The organism is Streptomyces sp. MUSC 14, assembly GCF_001866675.1.
Taxonomy (GTDB): Bacteria; Actinomycetota; Actinomycetes; order Streptomycetales; family Streptomycetaceae; genus Streptomyces.
On sequence record NZ_MLYN01000051.1, the window covers coordinates 155431 to 171929 of the forward strand.

Annotated in this window: 14 protein-coding genes; 5 read left to right on the forward strand and 9 right to left on the reverse strand. The window is 71.7% G+C overall.

All coding sequences use genetic code 11. From position 1 onward, the window contains the following. Positions 1–154 precede the first annotated feature (154 nt). The 5 genes from BIV25_RS31490 to BIV25_RS31510 all read right to left on the reverse strand — a co-directional run bounded on the left by BIV25_RS31490 (position 155) and on the right by BIV25_RS31510 (position 6894). A complete protein-coding gene (locus BIV25_RS31490; RefSeq protein WP_071375871.1) occupies positions 155–1237 on the reverse strand; it encodes a S1 family peptidase in 1083 nt (360 codons plus the stop codon). 305 nt (positions 1238–1542) lie between these two features. After that, a complete protein-coding gene (locus BIV25_RS31495) occupies positions 1543–2442 on the reverse strand; it encodes a S1 family peptidase (RefSeq protein WP_071375872.1) in 900 nt (299 codons plus the stop codon). A gap of 153 nt (positions 2443–2595) precedes the next feature. Further along, the gene (locus BIV25_RS31500; RefSeq protein ID WP_256256328.1) at positions 2596–3543 is read right to left on the reverse strand and encodes an LLM class flavin-dependent oxidoreductase; all 948 of its coding nucleotides are present in this window, start codon (positions 3541–3543) and stop codon (positions 2596–2598) included. A 75-nt stretch (positions 3544–3618) separates the two neighbouring features. Continuing rightward, on the reverse strand, positions 3619–5376 hold the full coding sequence (locus BIV25_RS31505; RefSeq protein ID WP_071375873.1) for an FAD/NAD(P)-binding domain-containing protein: 1758 nt from the start codon (positions 5374–5376) through the stop codon (positions 3619–3621). Positions 5377–5781: 405 nt separating this feature from the next. Then, complete coding sequence (locus BIV25_RS31510) at positions 5782–6894, reverse strand: DUF5685 family protein (protein WP_071375874.1); 1113 nt, start codon at positions 6892–6894, stop codon at positions 5782–5784. 268 nt (positions 6895–7162) lie between these two features. Here BIV25_RS31510 and BIV25_RS31515 point away from each other — a divergent pair, with 268 nt between their 5' ends. Beyond that, the gene (locus BIV25_RS31515; protein ID WP_071375875.1) at positions 7163–7600 is read left to right on the forward strand and encodes a cell division protein SepF; all 438 of its coding nucleotides are present in this window, start codon (positions 7163–7165) and stop codon (positions 7598–7600) included. A 36-nt stretch (positions 7601–7636) separates the two neighbouring features. On the opposite strand, the gene BIV25_RS31520 is transcribed toward BIV25_RS31515, so the two are convergent. Further along, complete coding sequence (locus BIV25_RS31520; protein ID WP_071375876.1) at positions 7637–8830, reverse strand: acyl-CoA dehydrogenase family protein; 1194 nt, start codon at positions 8828–8830, stop codon at positions 7637–7639. Positions 8831–8932: 102 nt separating this feature from the next. Next, positions 8933–10543, reverse strand: a complete 1611-nt coding sequence (locus BIV25_RS31525) for an MFS transporter (RefSeq protein WP_071375877.1) — start codon at positions 10541–10543, stop codon at positions 8933–8935. A 271-nt stretch (positions 10544–10814) separates the two neighbouring features. Between BIV25_RS31525 and BIV25_RS31530 the strand changes: the two genes are divergently transcribed. Together BIV25_RS31530 and BIV25_RS31535 are read left to right on the forward strand one after the other, a co-directional pair. Beyond that, positions 10815–11981, forward strand: coding sequence for a mannosyltransferase family protein (locus BIV25_RS31530; RefSeq protein ID WP_071375924.1), 1167 nt, complete (start codon positions 10815–10817; stop codon positions 11979–11981). Between the two features lie 238 nt (positions 11982–12219). Further along, positions 12220–13251: a phosphatase PAP2 family protein gene (locus tag BIV25_RS31535; RefSeq protein ID WP_071375878.1), complete on the forward strand. Its 1032-nt coding sequence runs from the start codon at positions 12220–12222 to the stop codon at positions 13249–13251. A 115-nt stretch (positions 13252–13366) separates the two neighbouring features. On the opposite strand, the gene BIV25_RS31540 is transcribed toward BIV25_RS31535, so the two are convergent. Both BIV25_RS31540 and BIV25_RS31545 read right to left on the reverse strand, forming a co-directional pair. Beyond that, positions 13367–13582, reverse strand: a complete 216-nt coding sequence (locus tag BIV25_RS31540) for an I78 family peptidase inhibitor (RefSeq protein ID WP_071375879.1) — start codon at positions 13580–13582, stop codon at positions 13367–13369. 339 nt (positions 13583–13921) lie between these two features. After that, positions 13922–14632, reverse strand: a complete 711-nt coding sequence (locus BIV25_RS31545; RefSeq protein WP_071375880.1) for a transglycosylase family protein — start codon at positions 14630–14632, stop codon at positions 13922–13924. 538 nt (positions 14633–15170) lie between these two features. On the opposite strand from BIV25_RS31545, the gene BIV25_RS31550 reads away from it, so the two are divergent. Then, positions 15171–15956, forward strand: a complete 786-nt coding sequence (locus BIV25_RS31550) for a hypothetical protein (protein WP_071375881.1) — start codon at positions 15171–15173, stop codon at positions 15954–15956. Between the two features lie 90 nt (positions 15957–16046). Then, positions 16047–16448 (forward strand): hypothetical protein, encoded by a 402-nt coding sequence (locus tag BIV25_RS31555; protein WP_071375882.1) that lies wholly within the window; start codon positions 16047–16049, stop codon positions 16446–16448. Positions 16449–16499 lie beyond the last annotated feature (51 nt).

Sequence of the window (16499 nt, forward strand, 5' to 3'; positions counted from 1 at the left end):
ACCCCCACCATACCCCCCATTCTCGAACATGCGTACGACATCCATTCGACCGCCTCCCACCTGCGCGAACACCCGCCCGCAGGCATGCCGGAGTCCCGCCCCCAGCCACCCGGGGACGGGACTCCGCGAGAAGGGACTCCGCCAGAAGTGCGAATCAGCCGATCTGCGTCCCGGTGGCCGACAGGGCCGCCGTGACCGGCTGGAAGAACGTCTCCCCGCCGGAGGTACAGTCACCGCTGCCCCCCGAGGTCAGCCCGACGGCGTTGCTCCCGGAGAACAGCGACCCGCCGCTGTCACCGGGCTCGGCGCACACATCGGTCTGGATGAGCCCGCTGACGGTCCCCTCCTGATAGTTCACGGTGGCGTTCAGCCCGGTGACCGTCCCGTCGTGCACATGGGTGGTGGACCCGCTGCGGGTGACCTTCATCCCCACCGTCGCCTCGGCGGCCCCGGTGATCTTCTGGGTGGACCCGTCGTACAGGTCGACCTCGCTCGGGTGCGCCACGTCCGCCGTGTACTTGACGAGCCCGAAGTCGGTGCCCGGGAAGTGCGACTCGGCGTTCTGCCCGATCTCGTTGCCGCCGGCGTCCGACCAGGTGGAGATGTCCGCCGTGCAGTGCCCGGCGGTCAGGAAGTACGGCTGCCCGCCCTTGACCACGTTGAACCCGAGCGAGCAGCGCCCGCCCGACCCGTTGATCGCGTCACCGCCGGCGATGAAGGGTTTGAACTCCCCCTTCGACCGCTTCAGTTCGGCCTTCGCGCCAAGCCCGTCGACCACCTTGCCCAGCTTGGCCCACTGCGCCCCGGACACCGTCCTGTCGGCGGTGACGACGACCTTGTTGCTGACCGGGTCGGTCGCCCAGGACGTACCGGCGATGGTCGCGTCCTTCTTCAGCACGGTCCGCGCGCCGTCGAGTGCGGCGAGCGAGTTGCCGACGAGTCTCGCCTTGGCCCCGGCCGCCTCGACCGTTCGGGCGGCACCCTGGTCGAGCACGTTGACGACGAGGTTCTTCGCCTGGGCGTCGTAGTAGCTCCCGGCGGCATCGGAGCCCAGCTGACCCAGCAGCGTGGAGGCGAGATTTCCGGCCGCGGGAGCGGACAGGACTCGCGCCTGGGGAGCGGACTTCACCGGCTCACTGGCGTTCGCGTTCTGCAAGGTGACACCCGCGGCGACCAGCGCGGCGATTCCCGCGCCGGCCACGGCGGCCCGCCGCCCGGATATGCGTCGGTGCTTCAACTCACGTCCTCCTGTGGGGGGGACGGCCCGCAGGTTGTGGGGACCTGGTCGGACCGGAAGGCTGGTTGACGAGCGCCCACTCTTCCGAACGACACAGGGAGCACACAAGGTTGACTTCAGGACGCGCACGGAGAGGTCTCGCGCACCCCACCGCCTCGGCCGTCCGCCGTCACGCCAGGAGGTTCGCTCTGCAAACACTACGAGCGAGTAGCGCTGCTCGGAGCGTGATGGCCGAAACAGAGCCCCCGCAGGCGAGACGCCCGCGAGGGTTCTGGAAGCCGGAGCCGGAGCCGAGGCCGGGAACGCTACGGCAGTGAGACCCCGTAGTAGCTCAGCGCCTCGGTCACCGGCTGGAAGAACGTCGTACCGCCGGAGGTGCAGTCACCGCTGCCACCGGACGTCAGCCCGTACGCCACGGAACCGCCGTACAGCGGACCACCGCTGTCGCCGCCCTCGGCGCAGACCGTGGTCTGGATGAGCCCGGAGACGACGTCCCCGCTGCCGTAGTTGACGGTGGCGTTCAGCGCGGTGACCCGCCCGCTGTGCGTACCGGTGGTGGAACCCCGGCGGTAGACGGTCGTGCCCACGGACGGCGTGGCCGCGCTCGTGATGGACTGGCTGCCCACCGAACTGGGGTGCGCGATCGCCGAGTTGGTGTACCGGACCAGCGCGAAGTCATTGCCCGGGAAGCTGTAGCCGACGTTGGTGCCGAGCACCGTGCTGTGGCCGGAGTTGCTGTACCAGGTGGAGGCGACCTGGCCGCAGTGGCCGGCGGTGAGGAAGTAGTACGTGCTGCCGCTGTGCACGTTGAACCCGAGCGAGCAGCGGTAGGAACCACCGTAGATGGCGTCGCCACCGGAGATCAGCTTGTTGAACCTGCCCGGGGTGTGCTTGATGGTGAGCGCGTCGGACTCGGCACCGGCCTGCCGCTTGATCTTGGCGATCTCGGCCTGGGACACGGTGCTGTCGACGGTGACCACGACACGTCCGGTACTGCTGTCGACGGCCCAGGCCGTACCGGCTACGTCGGCCTGACGGACGGAGTCGCTCGCCCTGGTGAGTTGGGTGGCGCTGAACGTATGGGTGTCGCCGGCGTTCGCGGTGGGGGCGGCGAACGCCGCTGCGGCAAGGAGACCGGTCGCCACGGCGATCAGTCGGGTCCGTCTCGCCGTACCGCTGCGGGGAGTGGTGCGCTTGATCCTCACTTTTCGTTCCCTCCAAGGGAAGTCGGGGGCCCGCGTGGGGTCGGGGCCCGTGAGGCGCAGCCAGGGACAGGCCGGGATTCCGAACACACATGCCCTTGGCAAGCGCTGAGGGGGAGTATTCGGCCGAACGACCGGTCGCCACAAGGGTGCCTTTCAGCCGTACAAATTTAAACCCCTTTTACACAGCGCCCCCTGTCCCTCCGCCGCGCCGCCCGGCGTCGCACCGGTCATGACGTACTGCCGGGCGGACCGGGCCAGCCCGAGGTGGTCGCGCAGCGTGCTGCCCGGATAGAAGGTGCGGAACAGGCCACGGTGCTGGAGCAGCCCCACCGTGCCGTTGACGAGCCGCTCCAGGTCACGGCGCGGCTCGACGGGCACGAGATGGAAGCCGTCGGCGGCACCGCCGGCGTGCCAGCCGGCGACCAGTTCCGCGAGGTCGACCGGTCCGCCCCGGTACAGCGGGCCGCGCGCGGTCGGCCGGGGTCCGCCCCCGCCGTATCCGGGCTCGGCCGCGTACTCCCCGTCGCCGAGGTCGATCAGCAGGCTCACCAGCACCCGCAGCGCGTCCGGCCCGCGCCCCGACTCGGCGGCCAGCTCCCGCAGTTCGGTCCGTACGGCAGCGGCCTCCTCGGGACGGGCGACCCGCACCAGGGCCACGTCCGCGCACCGGGCGGCGACGGCGCGGCTGTGCCCCTCGGTGGCGTCGACCACCCGTACACAACACCCCCGCAACGACTCCCCTTCCTCCGCCTCCCCCTCCTTCTTCCCCGACACATCGCCCCGCCAGCCGGCCCGCCCGCCGCTGACCCAGTCCAGCGTCACCACGGCGTCCCGCACCCGGACGGGCTCCGCGCGGGCGGCGGGAATCGTCGGGACCAGGCCGATCCGGCGGGTCGCGGGCGCCACCCGGCACAGCACGTCCAGCGCGTCGGGCCCGGGCCGGCCGGGGGAGTCGTCCAGTGTCACGAAGTCCAGCCCGCCCCGCTCGGCGAGCAGGGCCAGTTCGAGGTGGGCCCCGGCGTCGAAGGAGCCCGGCAGATCGATACCGGCGGCAAGGTGCAGCAGCCCGGGCCGGTACCTGCCCGCGACCATGACACTCATCAACGATTCCCTTACTGGTCGTTACTGGCGATTACCGGTGGTCTTCACCGGCCGGTGCCGGTCGGGGCAGCCGGCTCAGGCGGCGGCCCGGCCGGCCAGGCTCCGCAGGATGCCCAGCGCCGCCCGGACGGTGGCGTCGTTCTGCCGGAACGCGGGCCCGCCGGTGCCCGGCCGGGTGAAGGCGCCGGAGGTACGGGCGTCGGTGTACGGGCCGAGCGCGAAGCGCCGGGGATGCGGGCGGCCGGCCGGGTCGAGGACGCGGCCGTCGCCGGGGTCGACCCGGAGCAGCCCCTCGGGGCTCTCGGCGACGCCGTCGGCGTGCAGTTCGCGCAGCAGACTGTCGCGGGCCCGTCCGACGGCGGGGTCGGGCAGCCGGGCCTCGACCAGCGCCCGGGCCTCGACGGCGAAGCCCGGCACGGTGGGACTGGCGGCCCGGAACACCCCGCCCTCGGCCCGCACGGTCATGTCGGCGCCGACGAAGCGGAGCAGTCCCGCCCGGGACAGCGCGAGCATCTGCCGCAGCCGGGGTCCGGGCGGACCGGACGCCAGGTAGCTGAAGAACCCGTGCCACCAGGTCCCGACACCGCCGAGCCGCACCATCTGCCCGTAGACGGACAGCAGCCCGAGAAAGACCCCTAAGTCCGCACTGTGCGCGGCATCATGACGTCGCGTCAGGTCACTCTGGACATACCTTCGCAGCCCCTCCTGGAACGCCTCGTGCGACGCGTACCGCACCCCCTCCAGCGGGCGGTCGAGCGCGCCGAGGTCGAGCCGGTCGGCCGGGTCCGGTACGGCGGCGGCGACCAGCGCCCGGGTCTCGGCGGGGCCGGCGGCGGCCGCGTACTTCTCCTCGAAGTCGGCCCAGGCCATCGCCGTACGTCCGGCGTGGGCGGTGAACAGCCGGTGGTAGTGGGCGAAGCCCAGTTCCTTCTCCGCCAGCGGCCACACGTCGCGCCGGAAGTCGAAGCCGACCGGCCGGGCGAGCAGTTCCCCGACCTCGGCGGGGCCGAAGAAGCGGGGCAGCGGGGGCCGGTCGCCGGTCCACCCGTAGCCGATCTTCGAGTGGTACGGCACACCGCGCCGCGAGCCGACGTACAGCACCGGCTCCCGCCCCGAGGGGACGTAGGTGTCGCCCTCGTACCGGCCGCCGCGGCCCTCGGTGAGCAGGACCATCAGGTCGACGAAGGCGAGGCCGAAGCCGCGCACGAGCACGGGCTCGCCGGGGCGCAGCGGGGACAGGTCCGTGTCGGCGGTGAAGTCGGGCGGCAGGTGCACCAGGCCGTGTGCGCGGGCGTAGGCCGCCAACCCGGCCTGCTCTTCGTCGAGTTCGGCGTCGAGGTGGCCGAGGGTGAGGATCACCAGGTCGGCGAGGAGGGGGCGGGGCCGGCCCGCCAGCCACACCTGCTGGCGCCCGTCGCGCGGGCCGCTGACCCGCAGGGCGCGCCGGGGATGATGGTGGACGGTGATGCCGTCGGGCAGTTCGGCCAGCGCGCGTTCGTACACGTGGCGCAGATAGCGCCCCTGGAGCTGCCGGTCGGCGAAGGTGGTGCCGTCGAGTCCGGCCCATTCGCGCAGGGTGGGGCCCTCGCGCACCGGGCCGTCCATGGCCACGGTGTCGTCGGTGAACATGGTGACGTCCTCGGCGTGCGAGTTCATCCACAGCAACGGCGACTGCGCCTGGCGCCAGATGCGGCCGCCGCCCGGCGGGTGCGGGTCGACCAGATGGATGTCCAGGCCCGTGCCGGCGTACAGCTCGGGGGCGTTGGCGGCGATGCGCTCCAGGAGGCCGGTCCCGCGCGGCCCGGCTCCCACGATCACCAGCTGCGGCCTCATCGGGCACGCTCCGTGCCGAGCTCGTCGTGCGGGAGGGTGGCGGGGGTGTCGAATGGCATGCGAAGGCTCCATGACGCGAAGAGTCAGGGTGGGTGCCTTCACACGGTCGAGCCCCTCAGCAAGACCGTCCGTCGAGAGTACGTGGGCGTTTCCCGGCGCTGTCAAGGCTGTCCGAACTGTGAGCCGTACGTCTCACGTCAGTTGACGCGGAACCGGATGCCTGTTCCACTTGCCCCATGCATCCGCAGCAGTGGCTGGTCACCCGCTCCCACATCGACTTCGGTCGCGTGTGGTCCTGTTCCTGTTGAGCCGACCCCCTGCGCGCGCACTCGCGCTCTCTTCGCTTCAGCTTCTCCCCGTTTTTCTCCGCGCCTTCACACGCCCCTCCCCTCGCGCCTTCTGCCGCTAGCACCCGTCACAGGGGCAGCAGCAGTCGCATCCGTCGCAGCATCCGTCACACCCGTCGCATCCGTCACACGGGCAGTCGCAGTCACAGTCCGAACAGCACCCCTCCCGCTTCTTCCGCGACCAGGGACCCTCGTACTCGTCCGCGCAGCACATCTGGCAGGTGCAGCACGTCAGGAGAAACGCCCCGCACCCGGGCAGGAATCCGCGCGGAGCCTTGGGCTGGTGCGGATGCGGACGAGGGGGCTGGTGCGGGTCGTACGGCCCGAACGCCCGGTCCACCGACCGCTGCAACTCGTGTGCGAGCAGCAGATGCACCAGCTTGCCGTCGGCGAACTCGGCGTCACGCAGAGCGAGCCGGATGCCGTGCAGGGCGTCGTCGGCGAGCCGGCGGGCCTCCGCGCGGGGCGTGCCCGTGGCGGTGAGCGGGTTCCAGGCACCCGACAGGGCGTCGGACTCCTGGTCCTCCACGGCGTCCAGCAGATGCGCGAGCCGGCCGAAGAGGCGGCCGGCCTCGGCCAGGGGCCGCGCGTTGTCCGGGCGGCCGGCCAGCACCGCGGTGTGCGCGAAGGCCGCCGCCGTCGCGGTCTCGGTCGGCTCGGTGACCGTCAGGACCGGGGTGCCGTACCCGGCGAGGGACTCCAGGCCGAGTTGGCGGTCGACGGCCTCGACGAGGACGCCGGTGTCGAAGCCGACGGCATCGCCGCTGCGCGCACCGGCCCGGCCCCAGCCCGCGGCGACCCGGCGGGCCGCGGCGGCCACCGGTCTGCGGGCCAGCAGCCCGTCCCGGTCGGCGACATGGTCGCGGACCTTCGCCGCGGCGAGCACCAGCGAGACGGCCGCGGCGAGCCGCGCGCCCTCGCCGCGGGCGACGGACGCGGTCCGCATCCCGCGCAGCGCACACGGTCCGGCCGTGCGCCGCGAGCCCTCGGCCGGACCGGCCTGAGCATCCGTCAGAACCGATATGAGCAGCCCGTCGTAGTTCGTCACGACGCGCGCGAACTGGCCGTGGTCGTGGCGCAGCGCGAGGCACAGCCCGCACAAGTGCGCCATCCACTCGGCTTTGAGGCGTTCACCGAGCCGGTGCGAGCACGGTCTGACGATTCCGAACACTGCCGATCCCCCGTTTTGTGGTGCGGCGTTGGTGTTCACCCGTACGCAGTGACGCTCACCCATCCGCCGCCGACGATCATATTTCACTCACAGTCAGCAGCCATATGTGGCTGCACCCTTGGGACACAAGGGCTCTCGACGGATCGGCTGTGCACCAGTACCGTCACAAACCCCCCGCGCGGCGTCTATCCACTTGGCGCACCGTCCGCATCATGGATGACCATAGGGGTGCGGAAAGCGAGAAGGCCTGCTGTGAGAGGAGGCGTCCATGGGATCGGTACGCAAGGCGAGTGCGTGGCTCGGCCTCGTCGACGACAACGAAGACGAGCGTTACTACGACGACGAGTACTCCGAGGGCACCGAGTCCGGGGACGCCTGGGTAACGGACCCCCGGGTGAAGGTGGCCACGGACACGGCCGAGGAGAAGGGCCACCGGATCGGCACGGTCACCCCGGACAGCTTCCGGGACGCCCGCGCGATCGGCGAGCTGTTCCGGGAGGGCGTCCCGGTCATCATGAACCTCACGGCGATGGACCCGGCCGACGCCAAACGCGTGGTGGACTTCGCGGCGGGGCTGACCTTCGGTCTGCACGGCACGATCGAGCGGGTGGCAACGCGCGTGTTCCTGTTGACTCCGTCGAACACGGAGATCATCAGCGGTGAGCCGGCGGCGCGCCGCGAGGACGGGTTCTTCAACCAGAGCTGAGGCAGGGCCGCTCACCGGCCCTGCCCGCCCGGGTGCTCACCGAAAGGCGTCGAGCCCGGTGAGCGCCTTGCCCAGCACGAGCTGGTGCATCTCGACGGTGCCCTCGTAGGTGAGCACCGACTCCAGGTTGGTCGCGTGCCGCATCACGGGGTATTCGAGGGAGATCCCGTTGGCACCGAGGATCGTCCGCGCCGTACGGCAGATCTCGATGGCCTCGCGGACGTTGTTGAGCTTGCCGAAGCTGACCTGCTCGGGACGCAGGCGGCCGGCGTCCATCCGCCGCCCCAGATGGTGGGCGAGCAGGATTCCCTTGTGCAGTTCGACCGCCATGTCGGCGAGCTTGGCCTGGGTGAGCTGGAAGCCGCCGATGGGCCGCCCGAACTGCTCGCGCGACTTCGCGTAGTCCACGGCCGCCTCGAAGCTGCTGCGCGCCGCGCCCATCGCACCCCAGACGATGCCGTAGCGGGCGTGGGACAGACAGCTGAGCGGGCCGCGCAGTCCGGTGACCTCCGGGAGTACGGAGTCGGCGGGCAGTCGTACGTCGTCCAGGACGAGTTCACTGGTGACCGAGGCGCGCAGGGACCACTTGTGCTTGATCTCGGGTGCCGAGAAGCCGGGGGTGTCGGTCGGGACCACGAAGCCGCGGATGCCGTTGTCGGTCTGCGCCCAGACGACGGCCACCCCGGCGACGGAGCCGTTGGTGATCCACATCTTGCGCCCGTTGAGCACCCAGTCTCCCCCGCCGTCACGCTTGGCGTGGGTGCGCATCGAGGCGGGGTCGGAGCCGTGATCGGGTTCGGTGAGCCCGAAGCAGCCGATCACCTCGCCGGCCGCCATGCGGGGCAGCCACTCGTTCTTCTGCTCCTCGCTGCCGAAGCGGTGGATCGCGTACATGGCGAGCGAGCCCTGCACGGAGACCAGGGAGCGGACGCCGGAGTCGGCCGCCTCCAGCTCCAGGCAGGCCAGGCCGTACTGCACGGCCGACGCGCCCGCGCAGCCGTATCCGGTCAGGGACATGCCGAGGGCGCCGATCGAGCCGAGTTCGCGGGCGAGTTCCCTGATGCCGGGCAGCTCCCCGTTCTCGTACCACTCGGCGACGTACGGCAGCACGCGGTCCGCGGCCCAGGCCCGCACGGTGTCCCGCACGGCGAGGTCTTCGGGCTCCAACAGGTCGTCGATCCCGAGCGGGTCGGCGGGATCGAAGGGGGGCAACTTCGAGGACGCGGACATGGGAACACCCTCCGGCACGCAAGAAAACTAGCGCTGCTAGTCACATTGTGCCGCCGACGTTACGGTGCGGTGCCCCGGACGTCCAGTACGTCAGGCGGTACGTCAGGCCGAGACCCGGGACTCCGCCACTTCCCGCGGCGCGGGCAGCTCCACCGTCGTCACGGCCTCGGTGCCGCAGTGCATGACCCGCGGCAGCCGCAGCGCCATCACCGCGCCCAGCAGCAACAGCCCCGCGCTCACCAGCAGCGTCACATGCAGTCCGTGCACGAAGGAGTCCCGTGCGGCCTGCCGCAGCTCGGCCCCGGCAGGACCGCCGAGCCGGCCGGCCAGGTCGTAGGCCTCGCCGAGCGAGTGCCCGGCCGCGCGCGAGGCGTGCCGCGGCACACCCGGCACCGACCGCAGCCCCGGCGCGTAGGCGGCGTTCATCACGCTGCCGAGCAGGGCGATGCCGATGCCGGCACCGAGCTGGTACGACGTCTCGCCGATCGCCGCGGCGCCGCCGGCCTGGTCCGCCGGGGCCTCGCTGAGCATCGACTCGTACGCCCCGAAGAGCGTGGTCTCCAGGCCGAAGCCGAGCAGCACGAAACCGGACAGCAGCAACGGCGCGTTGTCGCTGCCGCCCATCGCGGTGAGCGTGAGGACGGCGGCGGCGGTCAGCAGGAAGCCGGTGCAGACCATGCGGCGCGGCCCGAAGCGGCGCAGCATCCGCGCGCCCGCCAGGCCCGCCGCCATCGCCGCGACGGTGAGCGGCAGCAGCCGCAGGCCGGTCCGCAGCGGCGACAGCCCGAGGACCAGTTGCAGGTACTGCGCGGCGATCAGTTCCAGGCCGACCAGCGCGAGCATCGCCAGCACGATGCAGCCCACCGAGGTGCTGAACGCGGGGCGGCGGAACATCCGCAGGTCCACCAGCGGATGGAGCTGCCGCCGCTGGCGCCGTACGAAGAGGACGAGGAGCGCCGCGCCGACCAGCAGCGGCACCACGGTGAAGGGGCTCGCCGGGGCCTCTGCCCCGCCCAGCCGCTTCACCCCGAGGACGACGCCGAACAGACCGCCGGCCGCCATCAGGGCGCCGACGACGTCCCAGGGGCCGCTGCGGTCGCCGCGGGACTCGGGCAGCAGGATGCGGCCGACCGGCAGACTGACCAGCATCAGCGGGATGTTGACGAGGAAGACCGCGCCCCACCAGAAGTGCTCCAGCAGAAAGCCGCCGAGCAGCGGGCCGACCGCCGCGCCGACGGCGGCGACCGCGCTCCAGATGCCGATGGCGAGCGCGCGCTCGCGCCGGTCGGGGAAGACCTGGCGCAGGATCGACAGGGTCGCGGGCATGATCATGGCGCCGCCGACGCCGAGCAGCGCGCGGGCGAGGATCAGGGCCTCGGCGGTCGGCGCGAACGCGGCCATGGCGGAGGCGACGCCGAAGAAGCCGTAGCCGAGGAGCAGGACGCGCCGGCGGCCGATCCGGTCGCCGAGCGTGCCGAAGAGGATCAACAGCGAGGCACAGACCAGCGGATAGACGTCGACGATCCAGAGCAGCTCCATGGCGCCGGGCCTGAGGTCCTCGGTGACGGCGGGGACCGCCACGTGCAGCACGGTCGCGTCGAGGGCGACGAGCAGCAGGCTGACGCAGAGGACGACGAGCACGACCCAGCGGTTGGCACCGGCTCCGGCTGCCCGGCGGCGCGGCCGCACGGCAGCCGTGGTCGTACCGGACATGCACGTACCTCCCAGCTGATCCCTCGCGTGCGGCGGACCGACGGGTGGGGACTCCCTGTCGCTGAACCGGAGAGGAGCGGTGTCTCCGGCCCGCTCGAACCCACGCGGGTGACTCGTCAGCGTACGCGAGTCCGTCGCGGGCACACGTGGCGGACCTCTCACACGCCCGACCGGACCCGTGTGGCGTATACCACTTCGTACCCTCCTGACCGGAACATCCGCTATGCCCCTGGGGCGGGACCCGTTCCTCGGTCGTCCGATAATCGAGCCCGTGACCGTTCCTGACACGCGCGCGGGCGACACCCGCGCCCCCCTGCTGCGCCGGGCCGCCCCCGCCCTGCTGGGCTATGCCGCGGTGCGCGCCCTGGGGCTGGTGGTGCTGGCGGTGTGGAGCGCCGCGCGCGGCAAGAGCGCGTACCCCCTGCTGACCGCGCGCTGGGACGCCCTCTGGTACACCCGCGTCGCCGAGCTGGGCTATGGCTACGAGGTGCGGCTGCCGAACGGCGACGTGCACTCCAACCTGGCCTTCTTCCCGCTGCTGCCCTGGCTGGAGCGGCTGCTGCACGCACTCTCACCGCTGTCGTACGCGGACGCGGGCTTCGCGGTGAGCCTGCTCGCCTCACTGGCCGCCGCGGCGGGGATCTTCGCGGTGGCGGAGCGCGTGTACGACGCCCGGGTCGGGTTCTGCGCGGTGCTGCTGTGGGCGGTGTTGCCCGTGGGGATCGTGCAGTCCATGGCGTACAGCGAGTCGCTGTTCACGGCACTGGCGGCCTGGTCGCTGTACGCGCTGCTGGCCGACCGCTGGGTGAGCGCCGGGCTGCTCGCGTCGCTGGCGGGACTGACCCGGCCGGTCGGGGCGGCGGTGGTCGCGGCGGTGTGGGTCACGGGGGTGCTGTCGTTCGTACGGGACCGCCGTGAGCGCACAGAGGAGGGGGCCTCCGTCCGGCGCCGCGTCCTCGGCATGCTGCTGGCCCCGCTCGGCGCCGCCGGCTACGTCCTCTGGGTCGGGCACCGCACCGGCAGGGGCCCGCTGGGATATCTGGACGTCCAGGCCGGCTGGCGCAACGGGTTCGACGGCGGCTATGCCTTCGCGCGTTTCGTGTCCGACAAGTTCACGTCATTTCCGTCCGCGCTCGCCGGTGTCGGCCTGATCGTCGGCGTCGCCCTGCTGCTGTGGCTCTACGCCGTCGGCGTCCGGCAGCGTCAGCCGGTCGCCCTGCTGGTGTATACGGGTGTCGTGCTCGCGCTCGCCCTGTGCGCGTCGAGCTACTTCGGCTCCAAGCCCCGGCTGCTGCTGCCCGCCTTCCCGGTGCTGCTGCCGCTCGCCCGCGCGCTCGCCCGGCCGCGCACCACCAAGTCCGCGCTGGTCACCGTGGGTTTGGCGGTCGCCTCGGCGATCTACGGGGCGTTCTGGCTGAACGGCTCAGGTCCGCCATGATCGACTTCGCCCCGGCGGTGACGCCCCGGAGAATTCCGCCCCAGGACCCGGTTAACGCATTTATAAGCGCCATATAAACAACACCCGGAACGATCAAAGGAATTGAAGACGGCGACCTCACCGGATTCCGGAATCCCCGGAATTCGAGCCACGCTTGAGAGGTTTGCCACATCACATCGTCATCACAAAGCCGCAGTTTCGACGGGGTTCACACCTCACTCGCTGTAACGTCGATTGGGTGCGTACCGAACGAAACCTCACTCGGCGTCTGGACCGGGTGTTCGCCAGACTCGACCGTGAGCCGGAACGACCGGCCCACATCGATGTGCCGAGGATGAGCCGGCACCGGGTCGTGCTGTTCACGGCGACCCTGGCTTTCTACCTGGCGATCGTGTGGGCCGTGGTGATCACGTCCTGGCTGGTCCGGCTCGACTGGCAGGTCATGTTCTTCCGGCCGTACCAGCAGTGGCCGCAGATCCACGCCTTCCTCGACTACTACGTGGTGCTCGGCCAGCGCGGCCCCACCGCCGTGATGGTCGCGGCCTGGCTCGGCTGGCGCTCCTGGCGGCAGCACACGCTGCGCCCGCTGCTGACCCTGGCCACCTCGTTGCTGCTGCTGAACGTCACGGTCGGCGCCGCCAAGTACGGGATGGGGCGCCTCGGTCCGCACTACGCGACCGTGATCGGCTCGAACGAGATGATGCGGGGCGGCGATATATTTCCCAGCGGCCACACCGCCAACGCGGTCGTGACGTGGGGGATCCTGGCGTATCTGGCCTCCACTCCCCGGGCGCGCCGCTGGCTGTCGGCCGTGTCCGCGATCACCTCGCTCGGCGTCGGCATGACCACCGTCTACCTCGGTACGCACTGGCTGAGCGACGTACTGCTGGGCTGGGCCGCGGGCCTGCTGATCCTGCTCGCGCTGCCCTGGTTCGAGCTGCCGATCGCGCGCACGGAGGACTGGCTGTTCGACCTGCGCGACCGCTGGCGGGCCCGTCGCGGCCGCCCGGTGGCCGAACCGGCCGTCCCGGTCACCCCGGTGGTGCTCAAGCCGCGCAGCGCCCCGCGGGCCGAGCAGCCGTCCCCGGCGCACGAGCCGGTCGCCTCGACCCGCGCCTCCCGGGGGCTCGCCCACCTGGCCCCGGGGCCGCACACGACCCGCTCGGAGCGCACTCCGGTCACCCCGGCGGGCAGTCGCCGCCCGCCGCACACCGACCACCGCGTCCCGCGCGGCACGACCCAGCCGGCCCGCCCCCTCACCGGCGGCTGACGGCCGGGTCCGGCGGCGGGTCCGGTACGCACACCCCGCCGCCGCGCACGAGAAAGGCCCCGCCTCCCTCACAGGGAGCGGGGCCTTCGCCGTACGTACTGCCTTGACGGCGCGGTCAGCCCTTCCAGGCGCGGGCCACCCGGCCGCCCTGCACCTCGAAGTTCAGCCGCCCCACCCGGTACTCCATGGTGATGATCGCGCCCGGCGGCAGCGACCGCACCGTGGCCCAGCCGCGCTGCCGGGCGAGCCGCTCGGCGTCGGCGGCTTCGAGGCCGACGTACCCGTCCGGACTGTCCTGGGGCTCCGTGGGCGGAGTGGGAATCGGTGCCATGCCACCACGCTAGCAAGGTAAGAGGAAGATCCGCCCAGGGTCACACTTCTGTCACAGCTTCCCGGGTCACACGTACGGGGGTTTCCGCGCAGCTCGCCCGGTCAATCGAACAGAATTCACACCCGTAGCCGGACCCCTTCGAATTAGCCGCGGAAAGGCCCGAGGCAGGCGACGACGCCGGTGCGCGAACGGCATTCCCCGGGCAATCCCGTGCGATACCCCGACAGCTGACGTCGCATAGGAATTCCAGAGGACCGGCCCATGCCGTGGGCCGCGACACGGATGCGGGACAGCCGCCGCCCTCGGTGGACGGCGGCTGTCCCGCGCGGCGCTCGGTGCTCAGAGGGCCAGGCGCTGGCCGGGCACGATCAGGTTCGGGTCGTCGCCGATGACCTTCTTGTTGGCCGCGTAGACCCGCTGCCAGTCGGTCCCGTGCGCGGCGGCGATCGCGCTCAGGGTGTCACCCTCGCGGACGATGTAGTCGCGGCCCTCCGGGGAGTCGCCGCGGCCCGCGTGGGACGCCGGGCGCTCCGCCGTCCGCGCCGGGGCGGACGGTGCCGGAGTGGACCTGGCCGGGGCGGACTTCGTCGTCACGCCCCTCGAGCCGGCCGAGCCGGAGGCCGTACCGGAGGAACCGGTGCGGTCGGCCGCGGGTGCCGCACCGGAGGCTCCGGCGCGCCCCGAGCAGACCGGCCAGGCGCCCCAGCCCTGGGCCTGCTGGACCTTGGTGGCAACGGCGATCTGCGCGCCCCTGGAGGCCTGGTCGGCCGTCGCGGCGTAGGCGGAGCCGCCGTACGCGCGCCAGGTCGAGGCGGAGAACTGGAGCCCGCCGTAGTAGCCGTTGCCGGTGTTGATGTGCCAGTTGCCGCCGCTCTCGCACGCTGCGATGCGGTCCCACACCCCGTTGTCCGCCGCCGCGGCGTTGCCGGTCGCGGCCAGCAGCCCCAGCGGGGCGAGCAGCGCGGCTCCGGCGAGCGCGGCCGTCGTACGGCCCTTGCGGGTGCCGTCGTGACGGGCGGCGTTGCGGGTGGTATCGGCACACTCGGACATGTAATTCCCTCTCCACGAACCCGGGGTCCCCCAGGCGGAGCACGTCTCGCCGCGCATGAACGCGGTTCCTCGTGCCCGCCCCGTCCGCCGCGGACCGGGGCCGGCGGTACTGCTGCCGGTGCCGGGCGGTGGACGTTCCCGAGCGGTGCTCGTTGCACACGGCGGAGGAATGTATGGAGGGTGACCTGCCGAAATCAACCAACTCACCGTCTTTCCAGGCCAGTTGGCTGTTACCACAGGTAGCGGCGAATTCAGGCCACCCACTACATCCCTCGATTTCCTGATTTTTCGACCACTCGCCGACATCAAACGTGATTCACTTCACCCGTTCAAGCTCCTTGACTGGGCGGGGAGTTGACGGTGAGTGGCCGATTCCGCACGTCTCGTGACCGAGCGCGGTGGTTGATGCGAACCGGTTCCTGCCGGGGCGTGACTCCCACCACAGGACGCCCGTTGTCTTCTTCATGAGCCCGGAACCCCGGGGCTCATCGGCCGGGAGCCACCCGGCCGACCCAGCACGCATCCCGAGGGAGCCCCCGTGCCGCGCATGCTCGACGTCAGTGACGAGGTACGCGCCGAGATCGGCGACGAAGAAGCCGACCGGCTGCTCGCCGACGAGAACACCCCGGGCAGTTACGACTGCACCTCCTGCCGCACCCCGGGCGACTCCGGACAGGAGCGCACCAGCACCGTTCTGTTCGTCGGCGACGAGACCGCCGTCCTCGCCTTCGCCCACGCCAGCTGTCTGCCCTCGCAGGTCGTCCAGGTCACCGAGGAGCAGCTCCAGGGCGCCGTCCGGTCCATCGGCGGGGTCGCCCCCGGCGCGGGCGAGCCGCCGAAGGCCGTGCCCGAGCAGGCGGTGCTCGGTGTGACCAGCGGACTCGTGCTGATCGAGGGCGAGTTGCACCCCGCGCTCGTCGTCGAGCCGACCACGCCGATCGTGCGTCCGGGCACCACCGGACCCGGCGACGACTTCCTTCCGCTGCTCATCGAGCAGGGGTTCACGCCGGTGACCGAGCTGACGTCCGTACCGCCGGTGCTGCACGGCTGGTCGGTGCTGCTCGCCATGGGCCAGCTGCACGCGGTGCTCCAGCCCTCGGCGAACGGCGGGCAGCCGGTGGCCTGGTGGCAGGCGCATCAGCCGCTCCAGGTCACCGACAGCTGGCGGGCCGCGGCCAACAAGCACCAGCAGGTGCTGATGTTCGCGGCACCGGTGGGGTCGATCGGGCGGCAGCCGCGGGAGGACCTGCTGCGGGAGTCCCTCGACAAGGCGGCGGCCGTGGGGAAGTTGGTCGCGGCCGCGCTTCCCCTTGCCGGGACGTGATGTCCGCCCAGGGGATCTGAATACAGCCTCGTGCCCCCAAAGGCGCTCCTGTGACCGTATCCCTTCAAAGGCGCCGTCGTTTGGACATACGTGCACGCATACGACACTCCACCCCCTCGCCGAACCTCCTTCGTCTCCGTTCCGTCAGCCCGGCTGGCGCAGGACGGGGCCGTGGGAGGCTCGGCCACGCCCATCTACGACATGCTCTACGCGGAATGGGTCAAGTCCTTCCGCACGCTGCCGGGGGACCGCAGCGGGGAGGAGGGGCTGAGGTTCAGTCCCTTCGGTGAACTCCCAGGCGTGACAGGCTCGTACGGAGGCCCGCGGGCGGGGTCGTTCAGCAGCTCGTACAGCGCGTACAGCGCCGGGGCCTACAGCGCGCGGCAGCAGTCGCAGTGGCAGCGGATCGGCACGATCGGGCGGCCCCACCCGCACGACGCCGGGATGCACCACATCGCGGCCCTGCCGCCGGGACCACGCCAGGGCGCGTGAGGCACGGCAAAGGGCGGCCCCCCGGCCTTCTCGGCCGGGGGGCCGCCCTTT

Bases quoted from the DNA above. Each gene is read 5' to 3' on its own strand.
- BIV25_RS31505 (WP_071375873.1), bottom strand. From the start codon at position 5,376: ATGAGGCCGCAGCTGGTGATCGTGGGAGCCGGGCCGCGCGGGACCGGC.
- BIV25_RS31525 (WP_071375877.1), bottom strand. From the start codon at position 10,543: ATGTCCGGTACGACCACGGCTGCCGTGCGGCCGCGCCGCCGGGCAGCC.
- BIV25_RS31520 (WP_071375876.1), bottom strand. From the start codon at position 8,830: ATGTCCGCGTCCTCGAAGTTGCCCCCCTTCGATCCCGCCGACCCGCTC.
- BIV25_RS31540 (WP_071375879.1), bottom strand. From the start codon at position 13,582: ATGGCACCGATTCCCACTCCGCCCACGGAGCCCCAGGACAGTCCGGAC.
- BIV25_RS31515 (WP_071375875.1), top strand. From the start codon at position 7,163: ATGGGATCGGTACGCAAGGCGAGTGCGTGGCTCGGCCTCGTCGACGAC.
- BIV25_RS31500 (WP_256256328.1), bottom strand. From the start codon at position 3,543: ATGAGTGTCATGGTCGCGGGCAGGTACCGGCCCGGGCTGCTGCACCTT.
- BIV25_RS31545 (WP_071375880.1), bottom strand. From the start codon at position 14,632: ATGTCCGAGTGTGCCGATACCACCCGCAACGCCGCCCGTCACGACGGC.